Here is a 15,906-nt window from a genome sequence, read left to right as displayed (position 1 = left end):
AGCCCTATTCCAATGTTTTTTCTTGGTTTAAGAATACATCTACACTTCAAAATTATAGTAAACAACTCACCACGAGTATCTTTTTAGTTAAGCTGATAGCTAGTATGGGGTTATGCTGCGCAACAGTAATATTAAAAAAAGAAAGTGGTGGGTTTTACTTATTTTAAAAATCAGAATAACAATTTAAACCTCAATGTCATGACAACCTCTCACTAGTTTAACTAAATTTAGAATCCAGTAATTTAGTTCAAAATCCTAAACACCTCCCCACACCCAAATTCAATCAGAACCAATTACTGTTATGGTATGCCATAAATGAAACATACACCCTCCGACCAAAGTTGGCCAAGTAGTTTTGTTTATGATATGATTCAATTCCTTGAGAATAAAATCATTGGATTATCTTTACAGGAATTGAGAATGAACTCTCAAATTTCTTTTTAAGAAAATTAATTGGCTCCGAACGGAACCGTGTCCATAACCCAGTCGGATGACGTCGCTGAACATAAAAATAAACGTAGTAATTCCACCCTTATTTGATTTAAAAAACCAAATAGGCCAGCCCCACACCTTTCTCAAATATACAAAACAATACTATTCTTTCAAAGAATATAAGAAAAATACTTCTTTTCAATTTGGAGGTTTTTTTTCTGTTTTTATATGGCCCATGGAAAAAACCATACAACCAATAATCCAATAAAAAACACGCGCATGATCTTAAAAGTAGTAATCATAGAAGATGAAAAACACAGTAGAGAAACTCTCAGGTCCATGCTCGAAGAGTTCTGTCAAGATGTAAAAGTAATCGCCACGGCCGGTTCTGTTAAAGAAGCCGTTAAAGTACTCTCCATCTATAGTCCAGATGTGGTATTCTTGGATATTGAACTACAACCCGGATTAGGATTTGATGTTCTAGAACAAATCAAGGAACCCAGCTTCGAAATCATATTTACCACTGCTTTTGAAAAATATGCCATCAAGGCCATCAAATTCAGTTCATTGGACTATCTGCTAAAGCCAATCGATCTTGATGAGCTTCAGGACGCGGTTGAAAAGGCCAGAAACCAAATTGATACCAATGTATACCGGCAACAGATAGATACACTAATGGAAAGTTTGTCCAAAGGAAGCAACAAACAGGAGAAAATATGTCTTGCCACTACGGCTGGAATGGAATTTATTGCCATTCAAGATATCATTCTTTGCAAAGCCGATGGTTCTTATACCTGTTTCGTCCTTAAAAACAAGAAAACATTATTGGTAAGCAAACATCTTAAGGAATATGAAAACCTATTGGCAGACCAGCAGTTCATGCGGGTACATAATAGTTTTCTCATTAACCTGAACGAAGTAAAAAAGTATATTAAATCTGATGGAGGATACATCATCATGAGCAATAACATGAATGTAAGCATTTCACCCAGAAAAAAGGATGATCTTATCGAGGCAATGAAGCGCTTATAGCATTTTGCTTCTATTTGGAATTCTCCCCCTTTTCCTTAGAGTCCAGAAGTCCTTTGGTGAACTCGTTCAGGGCCTCCACTTTTTCTTCAAAATTACCTTTTAAGGTATCTCGGTAAGAATTTAGGTTTTTTACCAAATCGTCTATGTTCTCCGGAAGGACATCTTCAAAAAACTGACGTAAACGTTTGGCTGTTGTGGGCGACTTTCCATTAGTGGAAATGGCAACTTTTACATTGCCCTTGGTAACGATACCACCCATATAAAAATCACAATAGGGAGGGTTATCCGCCACATTCACCAAAATACTGCGTTCTCTACAATCATGATACACCTGCTCATTCACCTCTACCTTATCCGTGCAGGCGACCACCATATGCTTTCCATCTAAAAAATCAGCGTTGTATTCTGCCCTTGTAATCTCAACGGAATGTTTTTGGGCCAAATCCAATGTCTCTGGCAAAAACTCAGGCGCCACCATTTGCACTTGGGCATTGGGGCTGGATTTTAACAAAAAGGTCAGCTTCTCCAAGCCTACATTACCACCTCCTACAATAAGAACCTGTAAGTTGGATACCTTTAAAAAAATGGGATAGAGCTCATTCTTCTCCATGGAATCTTGCTTTTGCCCTTCAAAGGTATTGGTTTTAAGGCAAGCCATCCCATTCTTTTATAAAATCCTTATTGGATGAAGGGACTACTTTTTAATGACCTTTCCCCCACTCGATAAAACTTGTCGCACAATGTCTGCGTCACCTTTGTAATACAATCTTCCATCTGAACTTGCTATGACATCAATGGTTTCGAAAACCGTCAAATAAGCTTCCGCATCTGATGAAAGTTCCACCTCAAGATCGTTTACATGCAACCCATATCCTTTCAACTCGGCATCTGAGGACAAAACAGCATCCATGTGGTCCACGTTACCCAATAAATCCACAGTTGCATCCGCTGAAAGTCGGAAAACGCCGTCTTCAATGGTCGCCTCACCATCCACATAGGCATTTGATGAAAGATCAAAATATGCATTGGTTGCTTCTAAATAGAGTTCCGCATCGCTGTCCGACTCTGCCCGCAACTCAAAATCATCAGCGACAATATCCCCAATGAAGTGGGCATCTGAACTCAAATCAATCGAAACACTCCCCGCAGTCAACGTATTTTCCAAGAAAATTGCGGCATCCGAAGAAGCTTTGAACCAAGAAATGTTCTTTGTGGTGATGTAAAGGTTTAACGTCTCCCTACCCTTCACTCGGATATTATTTTCCAGCTTCACGACCAATCTGTTCCCCTCCATATAGACATCCATCTTATTGAAAAGGTTATCATTGGCCTCAATTTCCACACGCTCTTCGGTTTCCGAAAAAGTGACATACGCATTAAAGTCCGTTGCTACCTGAAGGGCGGTAATATGTTCAAAATCATAGCTTCTGGTAGAGACCTCATCCGAGACCCACACGGTTTCTTGCACACAAGAAGTCGCCATTGACCCTATCGCCAAGGCGATAAAGGCATGTTTAAAAGTTTTCATGCTGTTCGTTTTTTAATGTGATTTGATTGTTAGGAACCCAACTCCCGCTCTAATTGTAAAACGGGCATCCAATGGAAATTGATGGCGGACCATTCGTCCACACCCACTTCTTCGGCACTTCTTAGAAATACGGTCCCGTTTTGGGTGAAGACATGACTGGTTAGGATTCCTTGATTGATTGACTGTTCGTTTTTTGATTTATAGGCCATTGTTCAAGTGTTTTTTGTACCGATTTCTTCCCATGTTGAACACTCCGACCTTAAGCCCGATTCCACCCGAAAATCCATTGATGTTCCGAAGCGGACTATCTTCCAATTCCAGTCGGCTTGAAAAGCGATATTTCACCCCAGCTTCCAATTGCAAGTATCTAGAGATATTGAAGAGAAGACTCACCCCTGGTTCAGCCACAAAAACGGCATCAATATCATCCTCATTTGGGTCATCCACTGGGTCATCAAAGTTGTTGGCCAAATAACCGACACCTCCTGCCCCAATCAGTAACGGAAAGGAAAGATTAACGGTCGACTTACTAAAAAGGATAGGCTCTAAATGAATCCCTCCATAAGCTCCGATCAAATCCTCGTTCAAGGTCCTTGGGTTGTCCTGTTCCGAGTAAAGAAAAACCCCAGAAAAACCAACCTCAAATTGTCGGTTGGCCACGTAGGCCACTTTTAGACCTCCTAAATAGGTAGATTTTCCTCGCATTTCCCCATAATACGTGGTAAGCCCCAAGTACACCCCGTGCACCACATTCTTGCGGTCATTAAATTCAATGTAATCCGAATTGTCCTGAGTTTGTTGGCCCCATGCCACACACCCGAAAAGCAATAAGGGTAGCAATTGTTTTAGTTGTATCATGATTCGTTTTTTGATTTTCATTCTAAAGACATTCAAAATTTGAAAGGGTTGCACCAGAATTAATTTTTTTCTGATTTTTTATAAAAAATCAATCCGTCAGTACAATTACTCCTTTGATTCCGTTGATGGTAAAACTTCCTAGATCACCCGTGCCATACTTGGCCGTAATATCCCTGATTTTGCTCCCTTCATTCGTGACATGGGTATTGATGTTGGTAAACGTCTTCGGAACACGCAAAAGTCCCTGTTCCAGCGTGGCCTTAAAATCAAATGCCAAGCCTGTGATATTTATATTGATTTCGGAGGATTCTTGTACAATATTGATGTCTGCATCGGGTTTCACCAGCTTTTTGATGTCAACCTCCGCTATCCTTAGTGTAAGGAACAGCTCATTTGTTACACTTGATATGTCCGCATTCGAGAACTTAAAATCACCTCGCAGGGCATCAACTGATTCCAATTCCACTTCATCTTTACTCGAATAGAGTTCCAAATCCGCAATCTCTCCGAGGCGTATATCGCTACCACTACTGATAATTTTCAGTTTTTGGGACGTTTCAACATCAATAGATCCATTTTCCATTTTTAGGTTTCCATAATCTAGGTTTCGGGCATGGAACTTTCCAAAACGCATATCCACTTTTGCGGTTGAAATGTTTCCGTTGATATAGATATCGCCATGTTGAAGGTCGGTTTCCAAATCCCCTTTCCAAGAATCAATGATGATATCCCCAAACTTATTGATGATGCTGAGCTCGGCATTGATGGGCAAGTACACCTCATAATCTATCTGCACGTTGGATTTGTCAAAGTCAAACGGATTTGCCTTACTGAAGTACTTGGCAAAAATATTGGCATCCCGATCCTTGATTTCAGAGATGAACTGGATATAATTACCGGATTGAATGGTTTTCGGCTGAATACGCTCCAACAATTTTTCGGCACTATCCTCCTTTCTATGGTTCACTTGAATGGAAATGGAAACCTTCACTTGGTTCTTTTGCCATCCATTGATGACCACATTGCCATATTTGTTTTCAATATGCACCTTCCCCGTAGGAGAAAGATCATAGGTCTTGTTCCATTGCTTGCTCTGCTCATTTTGGGCAAAGACCATCAGCGTACACAGCAGCAGACCTGCCGTCACCCAAATGTTTTTATAATACATACCCTTCATAATCCATTTCTTTTTTAGACGCATTGATTTGCTTCAGTAGATTTTCAATCAGTTCAATGCGCTTTTTATAATTTGCCACAATCGCTTCCAAAACCCGTTCGTTGTCCAGGTTGTTTCGCATCTCCAATTTTAATTGCTGATATTCCACATCCAGTTCATCCATAAAGGACAGGAACTCTTCTTTGTCCTTATCCGATAATTTGGGATTGTTCTTCACCAATTGTACCTGCTGATACACCAAATGTTGGTAGTGCATGTCAATTTCCAAGAGCTCTTTATTGGCATAAGCATCCATGTTCTGGGTTGGGTTGTTGAAGGTGAAAAATGTCATCACGGACAGTCCCAACAACAATACAATGGAGGCTGCAGCCCATAACTTCCTTGATCTCCAAAGCGGAATTACCCTGGGTTCTGGTTTTTCATCCAATTGGGAAGCAATTCCCTGCCACAACTTATCCTTGTCCACTTTATGGACGTCAAAGGCTTGTTTGTTTTCCCTAATATGTTTTTCAAAATTGTCCATCATAGTTCATTTACAATTTGAATGAGTTTCTTTTTAGCGCGGTGATATTGCGATTTGGAGGTGGAAGTAGTTATTCCCATAATCTCTCCAATTTCAACATGGTTATACCCTTCAATCAAGTACAGGGTTATTATCTGTCGGTACCCCTCTGGAAGTTGGGCCAATCCCATTTTGATTTTATCAATTTCAAACTGGTCTGGTTCTGCTTCCTGTTCGTCATCCAGAATTTCTTCTTCATTTTCCATGGAGGAGAGCAACAATCGTCTTGCTTTCAAGTGATTTATGCTCTTGTTAATCACAATCCGTTTTAACCAAGCGCCAAACGTGCTCTCGAACCGGAAGGAATCCAACTTTCTAAAGGCTTCCACAAAACTCTCCTGAATAATGTCCTCTGCATCCTCCCGAATGGTCAACAACCGCATGGCAACATTGAACATGGCATCCACGTACAATCCATACAACTGGTACTGTGCGTTGCGGTTCCCCTCTCTGCTCTGCTCCACCAAGGCTTGGTGCGTAAAACGTACGTTTGCTTCCAAAAATTCCGGACGGTTATTCAATGACGGCTAAAAATAATCCTATTTCATTCTATCCCAATGACAAACTAAAAATGAAAAGGTTGCACCGAAGTGAATTTTTTTCAAAAAAAAACCTTCAACTACTGTTGAAGGCTTGCAAGCATAAGGTTATGTTGATGTTTGGTTTTCGTTTGCCCGACTAAAATTATTGTGATTCTGAAGATTTCTTCAGCTCCTTAAATTGGTATCGCAAAAATATTTCGTGTGTACCTCCAGTATAATTAGCCAAATTGGATGTGGTAAGGTCATAGGCATATCCAGCATTTAGATTTGGCGTAATTTGAAGTCCCAACAAGGTTGAGAAAGAATCATCCCATCGATAGGCCACACCAAAGGTGAAGGTTTCCCGAAGGACAGCATTTATGGAAACATCTGCAATGATCGGGGCGCCGGGGACCCATTTTACAAAAAAGGCAGGGCGTAACACTATTTCGGGAGTAATGTCAAAGAACTTGCCTCCGATAAAATAGTAGTGCAATCGCTCCGCAGCGATTTCTTGCTCTTCCCCATCATAATGTTTTTGTGAAAAGAAATTGGGCACCGCAAAACCCAAATACCCATCCTTGGTTTGGTAATACAGCCCCGCTCCAATGGTAGGGAAAAATTTGCTTTGCACATTATTTTGGAAGACCACATCAGGATTCTGAGTCAATCCTTTGGAGAAGTCTACGTCAAAAATTCTTCCTCCTACCTTCATTCCAAAAGAGAGTTTTCTGTTGGTGCTATCCAACTGAATGGTGTAGGAAACATTTCCATCCACAAATATTTCGGAAGAAGGTCCTAGCGCATCATGGGCTAAAATTCCTCCTACACCCAATTTATTTTCCAGAGGGGTGTCAACCGCCAAAACTTGTGTATTTGGAGCGCCGTTAACACCGACCCACTGGGAGCGGTGCATTAACAAGGCCGTTAAATATCCTTGCGAACCGGCATAGGCAGGATTAACGCTCATGGTGTTGTACATGTATTGGGTAAACTGCGGATCCTGCTGTGCAGATACGGTGCAGCATCCCAAGAGTAGCACCAATAAATAGGCATGCCCCATTCGTTTTATCATTTTCGATATGTTTTTTGTGCCGTTCATCCGTTTACACTATCGATTTAAATACAGCCAGTCGGTTTTAGGTTCGGAACCATCTCCCAAATCCAGCACATAGTAATAGGTCCCTACCGGCAATTGGTCTTCTTTCTGGACAATGGCACGACCGTTGGGCGTTCCGTCCCAATCGTTGTTATATCCACGTTTTTGGTATACGACAGTCCCCCATCGATTATACACTTGTAGTTCGTTTCCAGGATATCTGGAAATACAATCAATGGTAAAAAAGTCATTGACGCCATCGCCATTGGGCGAAAATTCATTGTATACCACTAAGCAAGTAGGTTGCACAAAGGCTTCAGCAGAATCATTGGCAGCATTAGTATCCAACTGATCTACAAAAGCCAAGCTTGCTGTATTCAGATAATCTTCAACATCCAAAACCGCAACAGTGAGGTCAAGTTGGGCAGTTTCTGAAACTTGCAATGTATCCATCTCCCAAAAACCTCCAGAAGCATCATAAATTCCAATAGACGCTGAAGTGTTCACTAAGCGATAACCATTGGGCAATTGTTCTTCAATACCGATATTCGTTGCGGGCACATCGCCTTGGTTGGTCACTATAATGCTGAAAACCACCTCATCGCCAATATTGGGTTCTAATCGGTCCACTACCTTTGTGATGGCCAAATCTGTGGTTTGAGGAATCACAAAAGCACTGGCTTCGTCATCATCCGTAATCCCGTCAGCATAGTCATCGGCTTCTGGTCCCTCATTCGGGTCACTATCAGGGTCTGCAAAATTGCTTGCTGTTATTTCGGCGACATTAAGGTATTCATCGGGTTGCCCTGTTGGCGTATTCACCATCGCCAATACCTCCAGAGTTTCACTATTTTGATTGAAAATTGTTCGATTTACATTCCATAAACCGGTAGTGGAATTATACACCCCTGCTGTAGCAGTGTGCGATTGATAGGTATAGCCTTGTGGCAGCAAATCGGTAACCACTACTCCGGTTGCATCCGTAGGCCCTTCGTTTGTTACACTTATAGTAAATCGGACCACATCACCCACATTTGGGGTAGCATTGTCCACAATTTTGGTCAGAGATAAATCTGCCAAACCATCAGGAACCGGAACCACGGTAGCTTGATCATCTTCCGAGGATATATTATTGTTGACTGTGGAATCTGGGTCATAGGTATCCAATGCTATCAATTCTGCGGTATTTCGGTAATCCCCATTGGGAAGAACGACAGCTGTAATTTGCAAGGTTGCCGAGGTACCACTATTTAGGCTTGAAACGTTCCATGAACCTACAAGTTCGTCATAAGTCCCCACTGAAGTGGTGGCGGTGACAAAACTATATCCCGTAGCCAATAAATCCTCTACAACCAAACCAGTGGCATCATTGGGACCCGCGTTGTTGAGGGTTATCGTAAATATGATTTGATCTCCAGCTGATGGGCTTAAATTATCCGCTGTGTTGGTCACTGAAATATCAGTAACGTGTCTTGGTGTAGTAGATTGCTCGTCTTGATCATCCTCGGTTGGGTCATTGTTACCCGGTGTGGAATCAGGGTCGGGAATTACGGAAGTCATCAACTCAGCTTGATTCAAATAATTTCCTGAAGCATTCACTTGAACCAAAATGTTCAAGGTTGCGTTGCTACCAGCAGTCAAGTTGCCTACATTCCAAAGCCCCGAGTTTATATCATAAAATCCGCCGGAATCATCCGAAACATAGGTATATCCGGAAGGCAATATATCCTGAACCGCCAATGCAAAAGCATCACTAGGCCCTTCGTTGGTCAAAGTAAGGGTAAATGTAACATTGTTTGAAACATCCGGAAATTCATTATCAACCGTTTTGCTCAGGGTCATGTCGGCTGCAGGAATAGGAATGGTTCCGGCACTGTCTTGGTCATTTTCAAAGAAATTATTATTGTTTGGCGTTGAGTTTGGATCATCGTTGCTTGATGCAATTACTTCAGTGACATTAAAGTAATCCCCAGTTGGATTTACAGTAGCCACAATATTCAAGGTTTCAGTAACTCCGTTGGGAATCACATTGTTCAAATCCCAAATACCCGTGGTTGGATTGTAGCTTCCCGCTGTTCTGCTATTTGATACATACGTATAGCCCGAAGGCAACAAATCCATCACCTGAACCCCAGTAACATCGCTAGGGCCCAAGTTGGTTATGTTAATATTGAAAATGACATTTTCCCCTACAAACGGACTCAGATTGTCCACAGACTTTCGTAACAGCAAATCTGAAATGGGAAGCGGTACCGGAGTAACGGTCTGCTGGTCATCTTCTGACTCGTTATTGTTGCCTGGGGTTGAATCCACATCAGTTTCGGTGAGTCCTGTTAATTCGGCGGTGTTGGAATAATTTCCAGTGGATAAGATATCCGCAGTAATCGTAAGCGTTTCTGATGCCCCACTCGCTAAACTTGCAATCGTCCATGACCCGCTAACACTGTTATAGGTGCCACTTGTAGGTATGGCATTTACCAAATTGTATCCTGAAGCTAAAACATCTGTGACCACCAAATTGGTGGCATTGCTTGGGCCATCATTTTGAACCCTAATTGTAAAAATCGCTTGATCACCAACATTTGGAATTAAATCATCCACGGTCTTCGTTACGGATATATCCACTATAGGTTCAGGAATGACCGTGACTTCATCTTGGTCATCTTCACCTGGAACATTGTTGTTGGGTGTTGAGTCGGAATCAACTTGGTCATGACCGGTAATCTCAGCCACATTGGTATAGTTTCCTGAGGGATTTACATTCGCAAAAATGCTCAAACTTGCGGAACTTCCATTGGCCAACGTGCCAACATCCCATATTCCAGTGACATTATCATAATCTCCTCCCCCATTATCAGAAGCATAGGTAAATCCAGAAGGCAATAGGTCGGTGACCTCAACTGAAGTTGCATCACTTGGGCCGGAATTGGTCACCGTCAAGGTAAATCTGACATTATCGCTCACCAAAGGAGGTGATTTATCAATCACTTTTGTCAGGGAAAGGTCAATCACATCTACGGGCACAATATTGTCCACGGTGCCAATATCATCTTCAGATGAAACCCCGTTTCCTGGGGTAGAGTCCAAATCATAGGCATCGGACTGCCAAATTTGAGAGGTGTTATCATGATTCCCCGTAGAGTTCACCGTAACATTTATCGTCAGAGTTTCCGTGGCTCCATTGGCCAAGGTTCCCACATCCCAAAATGCAGTGGAATTATTATAGGTTCCCGCTGTAGCGGTGTAAGACACAAAACTATAGCCCGATTGTAATTGATCTACTACTCTTACATTGGTAGCGGCATCCGGTCCATCATTGGTAATGGTTATTTCAAAACTGATTTGCTCTCCAACAAAGGGAGTGGTGTTTCCGCCCACCACGGTTTTGACAAGGGATAAATCGGCTTGGAGCGGTGCAACGGTAATTGCATCTTCATCGTCCTCACTTTGGTCTCCATCGTCATTGTTAGGTGTACTGTCGCTATCAAATTGACCACTGGTGGTCACCTCAGCTATGTTGGTAAACTCTCCAATGGTCCCTGTTGGGGTAAGCACCGTAGCATTAAAAGTAAGCACGGCCGTATTGGTCCCCTGTGGAACATTAAGGCCCGTCCACGTTACATTTCTGGAAATAGCACTAAACGAACCCGAACTATTAATAGCTGTTACGCTACCAAATCCAGTAGGGACGAAACTTTCAACGGAAACTGCGGTGGCATCAATACCGCCCAAATTGCTCAAATTGATGGTAAAGGTGACGACATCACCTACATCCGGGGTGGTCGTACTCGCTGACATTGCCAACTCCAAATCCACCGTTGCTATGGTCACCTCAACTGTGTCTGAAGCGGTTGTACAAGCGCCGCCCGATACGGTCCATTGAAATTCATAAGTTCCGGGCACTGTGCCTTGTACTTCAGTAGCAGGGTCGGTTGCATCCACAAAATTCACCACGGAAGGACCCAAAACCTGTGTCCAAACTCCAGAATTGGGCAGTGGAGATGCCGCATTCAAAAAGACTGGGGATACGTATGCTGCCGTAAAGTCAGAACCTGCATCCACTGGACATTGGGCATTCCCAACTTGCACTAAGGTCAGCGCAAACAAAAAAGCCACAATAAAATTGATGTTATACCGGCGTAATTGGGGTTTATGCATAGTTTAGAAGATGAGGCTGCCCTTACGAAGTAAGGCTTACCCAAACATATCAACAACTAAGGACAAAATGGAAGTTATGTTGTATTACACCGATCATTTGTTGTGAAACATCGGATAAACGATGGAACGTTTTCAGGATTTTTAACATTTTAAAAGGAAGAAAAACCTTCTTATTTTCATGAAAGCTCTGTGATATTTAGAAAAATCACTGCAACAAAGTGGCCATTTCCCTTAAAAACAAAAAGAACCGGCAGCAAAACCACCGGCTCTTCTCTTGCCAAAAAAACACAGTCTCAACATTGTTTCTCGTCTAACATCAAGGAACAATTATTTTGACCTGTTCATTTGACCTAACCACTACTTAACTAACACTAATTCAAGTTTTTGATTTTCATCAAGAAAGGAAAATGATACATAATGCCACCAGCAAGCAAAGCCGGATTATTTCTATTTTTTTCATGTGATAAAGTTTCGCTTATTCTACATGGAGGACCACACTATCCGATATGCTTAAATTTTCTTTGGATATGGCAAAAATGGTCACCACTCCAAGTTTATGTCCAGTTACTTTGCCCAACTCATCAACGGTGGCGACATCGGGGTTATCAGTACCCCATAATATGGTCGGATTATCCGCATCTTCTGGAATGACCGCTGAATTCAGTTGGATTGTTTCTCCAATGGTTACGTTCCGTTCTTCCGTTACAATCTCCACTTCTTCAACTGCCGTGGCTTGTGGAAGAAGATCATCATCTTTGGAGCATCCCAAAAAAATCAATAAAAAAATCAGGCATAGTTCCTGCCCCTTGATTCTTTTTAATTGCACTATTTTTTCCATTTCTTAAATGTCTTTGTGTGATTTAAATTTTTTATCCCTCTAGCTTTTTGAAGGGTTGATGGTTATTTCACCAACCCTTCATTAACCAAAAACTACAGTCAAAGTAAACTGGGCCTTGCAAAAACCTTAAACCAAACCAACCTAGTTGTGCAAGGACACCAGTATGTTTTAATGTTATCTATGAAAAACTCTTTTCGTCGTGGTAGGCAGCATCAATGCCCTTGATTTCCACTTCAGTTGCCACTCTTGTGCCACGGGTCAATAACTTGGTGATCTTGAAAATGACAAAGGTTCCCACAAGTGAAAAGAGGATAGTGACCAATACCGCCACGAGCTGCACTACCACTTGTTGTGGATTGCCGTAAAAAAGACCAGCCTCTCCATTAATCTCAGGATTTGCGAACAGTCCGGTGGCAATAGACCCCCAGATTCCGACCAGCCCATGGATTCCAAAGGCATCCAAGGTATCGTCATAATTCAGCATCTTTTTTAGGTGCACCACGCCATAGTATCCAAGAATTCCAGATATTATTCCAATGATCAAGGCGCCATCCACCCCTACATAGCCAGCGGCAGGTGTAATGCCGACCAATCCAGAAATAGCACCAGAAGCAAGTCCTAAAATGGTGGGTTTTTGTTTTCTTTTCCATTCAAAAGCCATCCAAGCCAATGCTCCTGCACAAGCGGCAATATTGGTCACCAAAAAGGCATTTGCGGCAATCCCGTCCGCTGCCAGTTGGCTACCGGCATTGAATCCAAACCAGCCAAACCATAGCAACGCAGAACCCAATACCGTTAATTTGGTGGATGATGGGTCAATTTCCACATGCTCTTTTCTCTTACCTAAAATCAGGGCCAATACTAAGCCAGCTACCCCGGCATTTACGTGAATAACAGTTCCACCTGCAAAATCCAGTTCTCCCAAATAGCTTAGGAGACCATCGCCCCAAATCATGCGTACTAAGGGAGCATACACAAATAGTACCCAAAGGGTCGAGAATATGATCCAACTGTTAAATTTTAACCGTCCAATCACCGAACCCGAGATAATGGCCACGGCAATGGCGGCAAACACCCCTTGAAAGGCCACAAAAGCCAATTCAGGAATGGATCCCACCAGCTGCGATGGGCTTATGTTTTCTAAGAAAAATGCTTTTATTGACCCAAAAATGGGGTGTCCTTCTGGCCCAAAGGCAATGCTATAACCGCCGACAATCCATGCCAATGTTGCTACGCAAAAGGCCACATAACTCATCCCAACCGTATTTATCACATTCTTCTTGTTGGAAAGTCCACCGTAAAACAAGGCCAACCCTGCCGGCGTCATTAACATTACTAAAGCCGTGGCAATCAATACCCATGCTGTATCTCCTGTATCCATATCTATTGTTTTTAATTGTTAGTTACTTCTGCCAGTTCCATAGCCTTTCCATCTCTTTTGATTTTGACGGCATGTTCCAGCATTTCTATGATTTCTTTGTTTTTAAATTTTATGGCATCATTGAGCGGTGTGTTTCCCCAGCGATCTTTTGGGGAAAGATGGACCCCTTGGCCGATGAGGTGCTTAACTACCTCAACCTGATTTTCACAGGCAGCCAAGTGGAGTGGGGTTCGTCCATCATAGTCCGCAGTATTTGGGCTTACGCCTTCAGCTTGTAGACGATAGATTTCGTCCATATCGCCGAAGCTTGCCGCACGAATAAGTTCCATGACTTTTGAAGCCATCAACTCATTCTGTTTTCTTCTTGGATTGATTTTTTTAGAATGCCCGACCAATGAGTCGTATTGGTGAAAACTGAAGCGTTCCACTAGACGTTTGCAAAATTCCACTCCTCGTACCGTGTTACCTACTTGGTCCAATCTAGGTGACCAAATACTGATTCCCATCAAATTGGGAATGACCAATAGTAAAGCTCCTGACACCCCACTCTTGGCTGGAAGTCCAATTTTAAAGGCAAACTCACCTGAGAAATCGTACATGCCACAACTCAACATGAGCGATAGGCAGTTTTGCACTGTTGAGGACTTAAAAATGGTCTTGCCCGTCAATGGATTGCTGCCCGCATTGGCCAATGTCGCCGCTGCCACTGAAAGGTCACTGGTGCACGATTCAATGGAACAACACTGAAAGTAAAATTCCAAGGTCTCCGTTAGGTTTGTCTTTTCGGGGAAGGCATTTTTTTCCCGCATAAAATAGGCCAATGCAAAGTTTCTATCCGCGGTTTGCCGTTCCGACAGATACACCGAATTATTAAAGTTGACCGCTTTGTCTCCGCACAGGGCCTGTCATGTTTTACTGACTTTATCAAATCGGTCTGCAATATTGTTGTCCCTGTCAATCAGCGAGCAACTCATCATGGCGCCTGCATTGATCATTGGGTTATGGGGTAGTCCTCTGGAGTTAAGTGCCAACTCGTTGAACGATTGTCCGCTGGGCTCTCTTCCCACATGATTGTGAACTTTTTGCTCCCCCAATTCCTCCAATGCCAAACAGTAATTGATAGGTTTACAGGAAGATTGTAGACAGAAATTCACATTGGAATCCCCAAAGGAAAATCGCTGCCCGTCCACCGTACAAATAGAAACTGCAAAGTGGTCTGGATTTACCCTGGCCAATTGGGGAATATAATCCGCCACTTTACCATCGGTATTTTTTAAAGTTTCCAAAAAGATGTCTTCCACCTCTTTGCAAAAAGATTCGAAGTCTGGGATGACCAGATTTTCCGTAAGTGATTTTTTTACCAGCGCATTTTGCTTCAGAATCTCAGTGAACTCCGTTGATGATATGGTAGGGCTTTTTCGCTTTTCCTGCTCCTTTATTCTGAAAATCTGCAGGAGTTCTTGAATGCGAGGGTCATCGGATAAAATTCCAGTGCGTGCCAACTTCTCCAAAAACTTATCAGACTCAATGGATTTTTTTCTTCCATGGTCCAATATGCGAAAAAGTGAATCTGCCGCCCGATCGTCAATCTGCGTAGTAGTAATCATAATACGTATAGTTTTGAGTTCGTAAGGGAAACAAAGGGCCACCTTTTATGGCCCTTCTTCAGCTAATTTTATGGACAAAACCTAAAGGACACCGATTCGTATCCGTTTAAATCTGTTAAAAATTGAAGATTGGTCTAACCACAGGCTTGTACCTTCGTTTGGCACTCCATCCATAACCAAGGGTTGGATGAAGTTTTTGCTTAAATGCATCTCGCTTTCCTGTTCTCATGATGTGTTCGTTTATTGATGATTGTTGATTGATGGATAAACTCCCTATTTGGTATATTCCACGCTATAATTATCGCGTTCTGGGCGAACATTTTTTGCCATGGGTCCTTGTAAGTCTTTGCGCTCCACAAAAACTACGGGATAAAGTTCGCATTCATCCTTCCAAGGTTTTCTGTTTTTGGCCAAGGGCCCTGTAAGGTTATCATGCTTTTTGATCATAATCCCCGTTGTGGGTTTTGGATCTTTCCATGGCTTACGGTTTTTGGCCAATGGCCCCGTTTCCGTATTGCTCTGCGCATTCATACATCCTATAGTTACGAATGCAATTGTGATTGTTGTAAAAATGTGTTTTTTCATGACATTTGTTATTTCTGTTTTTAGCGGGGACAAAGATATGTTGAGAGAAACCCTTGGAATTAGAACAAACCCGCCGAATTAGATAACTTTTCCGACACGATGACAGTACAAAACCGTCAGACTATAAC

Annotated in this window: 13 protein-coding genes and 1 pseudogene; 1 reads left to right on the top strand and 13 read right to left on the bottom strand. The window is 42.3% G+C overall.

All coding sequences use genetic code 11. The features are described from left to right. Window positions 1-711 precede the first annotated feature (711 nt). Window positions 712-1,464, top strand: a complete 753-nt coding sequence (locus tag ACFSJE_RS12610) for a LytR/AlgR family response regulator transcription factor (protein WP_379831326.1) — start codon at window positions 712-714, stop codon at window positions 1,462-1,464. 10 nt (window positions 1,465-1,474) lie between these two features. On the opposite strand, the gene ACFSJE_RS12605 is transcribed toward ACFSJE_RS12610, so the two are convergent. The 13 genes and pseudogenes from ACFSJE_RS12605 to ACFSJE_RS12545 all read right to left on the bottom strand — a co-directional run bounded on the left by ACFSJE_RS12605 (window position 1,475) and on the right by ACFSJE_RS12545 (window position 15,778). Next, entirely contained in the window at window positions 1,475-2,074 is a 600-nt protein-coding gene (locus tag ACFSJE_RS12605; RefSeq protein ID WP_379831568.1) for a precorrin-2 dehydrogenase/sirohydrochlorin ferrochelatase family protein, read from the bottom strand. An 84-nt stretch (window positions 2,075-2,158) separates the two neighbouring features. Continuing rightward, window positions 2,159-2,992, bottom strand: a complete 834-nt coding sequence (locus ACFSJE_RS12600) for a head GIN domain-containing protein (protein ID WP_379831325.1) — start codon at window positions 2,990-2,992, stop codon at window positions 2,159-2,161. Between the two features lie 29 nt (window positions 2,993-3,021). Then, window positions 3,022-3,201 (bottom strand): lysozyme family protein, encoded by a 180-nt coding sequence (locus ACFSJE_RS12595; protein ID WP_379831324.1) that lies wholly within the window; start codon window positions 3,199-3,201, stop codon window positions 3,022-3,024. Further along, window positions 3,191-3,850, bottom strand: a complete 660-nt coding sequence (locus ACFSJE_RS12590) for a hypothetical protein (protein ID WP_379831323.1) — start codon at window positions 3,848-3,850, stop codon at window positions 3,191-3,193. Before ACFSJE_RS12590 ends, ACFSJE_RS12595 begins: the two co-directional genes overlap by 11 nt. 88 nt (window positions 3,851-3,938) lie before the next feature. Then, window positions 3,939-5,027, bottom strand: coding sequence for a hypothetical protein (locus ACFSJE_RS12585; RefSeq protein ID WP_379831322.1), 1,089 nt, complete (start codon window positions 5,025-5,027; stop codon window positions 3,939-3,941). Beyond that, window positions 5,008-5,553, bottom strand: a complete 546-nt coding sequence (locus ACFSJE_RS12580; RefSeq protein WP_379831321.1) for a hypothetical protein — start codon at window positions 5,551-5,553, stop codon at window positions 5,008-5,010. The genes ACFSJE_RS12585 and ACFSJE_RS12580 overlap by 20 nt, the downstream gene beginning before the upstream one ends. Then, window positions 5,550-6,089: an RNA polymerase sigma factor gene (locus ACFSJE_RS12575; protein WP_379831320.1), complete on the bottom strand. Its 540-nt coding sequence runs from the start codon at window positions 6,087-6,089 to the stop codon at window positions 5,550-5,552. Before ACFSJE_RS12575 ends, ACFSJE_RS12580 begins: the two co-directional genes overlap by 4 nt. A gap of 184 nt (window positions 6,090-6,273) precedes the next feature. Then, window positions 6,274-7,185, bottom strand: a complete 912-nt coding sequence (locus ACFSJE_RS12570; protein WP_379831319.1) for a PorP/SprF family type IX secretion system membrane protein — start codon at window positions 7,183-7,185, stop codon at window positions 6,274-6,276. Window positions 7,186-7,221: 36 nt separating this feature from the next. After that, window positions 7,222-11,367: a T9SS type B sorting domain-containing protein gene (locus ACFSJE_RS12565; protein ID WP_379831318.1), complete on the bottom strand. Its 4,146-nt coding sequence runs from the start codon at window positions 11,365-11,367 to the stop codon at window positions 7,222-7,224. A 475-nt stretch (window positions 11,368-11,842) separates the two neighbouring features. After that, complete coding sequence (locus tag ACFSJE_RS12560; RefSeq protein WP_379831317.1) at window positions 11,843-12,205, bottom strand: Ig-like domain-containing protein; 363 nt, start codon at window positions 12,203-12,205, stop codon at window positions 11,843-11,845. Window positions 12,206-12,383: 178 nt separating this feature from the next. Next, on the bottom strand, window positions 12,384-13,586 hold the full coding sequence (locus ACFSJE_RS12555) for an ammonium transporter (protein ID WP_379831316.1): 1,203 nt from the start codon (window positions 13,584-13,586) through the stop codon (window positions 12,384-12,386). 11 nt (window positions 13,587-13,597) lie between these two features. Beyond that, window positions 13,598-15,193 (bottom strand): annotated as a pseudogene (gene glsA / locus ACFSJE_RS12550) (glutaminase A). Window positions 15,194-15,466: 273 nt separating this feature from the next. Next, entirely contained in the window at window positions 15,467-15,778 is a 312-nt protein-coding gene (locus tag ACFSJE_RS12545; protein ID WP_379831315.1) for a hypothetical protein, read from the bottom strand. Between the last annotated feature and the right edge of the window lie 128 nt (window positions 15,779-15,906).

The organism is Flagellimonas iocasae, assembly GCF_042682725.1.
GTDB classification, from domain to species: Bacteria; Bacteroidota; Bacteroidia; order Flavobacteriales; family Flavobacteriaceae; genus Flagellimonas; species Flagellimonas iocasae.
This window is presented reverse-complemented; position numbering and strand designations above follow the sequence as displayed.

Bases quoted from the DNA above. Each gene is read 5' to 3' on its own strand.
- ACFSJE_RS12580 (WP_379831321.1), bottom strand. From the start codon at position 5,553: ATGATGGACAATTTTGAAAAACATATTAGGGAAAACAAACAAGCCTTT.
- ACFSJE_RS12595 (WP_379831324.1), bottom strand. From the start codon at position 3,201: ATGGCCTATAAATCAAAAAACGAACAGTCAATCAATCAAGGAATCCTA.
- ACFSJE_RS12560 (WP_379831317.1), bottom strand. From the start codon at position 12,205: ATGGAAAAAATAGTGCAATTAAAAAGAATCAAGGGGCAGGAACTATGC.
- ACFSJE_RS12600 (WP_379831325.1), bottom strand. From the start codon at position 2,992: ATGAAAACTTTTAAACATGCCTTTATCGCCTTGGCGATAGGGTCAATG.
- ACFSJE_RS12590 (WP_379831323.1), bottom strand. From the start codon at position 3,850: ATGATACAACTAAAACAATTGCTACCCTTATTGCTTTTCGGGTGTGTG.
- ACFSJE_RS12545 (WP_379831315.1), bottom strand. From the start codon at position 15,778: ATGAAAAAACACATTTTTACAACAATCACAATTGCATTCGTAACTATA.
- ACFSJE_RS12585 (WP_379831322.1), bottom strand. From the start codon at position 5,027: ATGAAGGGTATGTATTATAAAAACATTTGGGTGACGGCAGGTCTGCTG.
- ACFSJE_RS12610 (WP_379831326.1), top strand. From the start codon at position 712: ATGATCTTAAAAGTAGTAATCATAGAAGATGAAAAACACAGTAGAGAA.
- ACFSJE_RS12555 (WP_379831316.1), bottom strand. From the start codon at position 13,586: ATGGATACAGGAGATACAGCATGGGTATTGATTGCCACGGCTTTAGTA.
- ACFSJE_RS12565 (WP_379831318.1), bottom strand. From the start codon at position 11,367: ATGCATAAACCCCAATTACGCCGGTATAACATCAATTTTATTGTGGCT.
- ACFSJE_RS12605 (WP_379831568.1), bottom strand. From the start codon at position 2,074: ATGGAGAAGAATGAGCTCTATCCCATTTTTTTAAAGGTATCCAACTTA.
- ACFSJE_RS12570 (WP_379831319.1), bottom strand. From the start codon at position 7,185: ATGATAAAACGAATGGGGCATGCCTATTTATTGGTGCTACTCTTGGGA.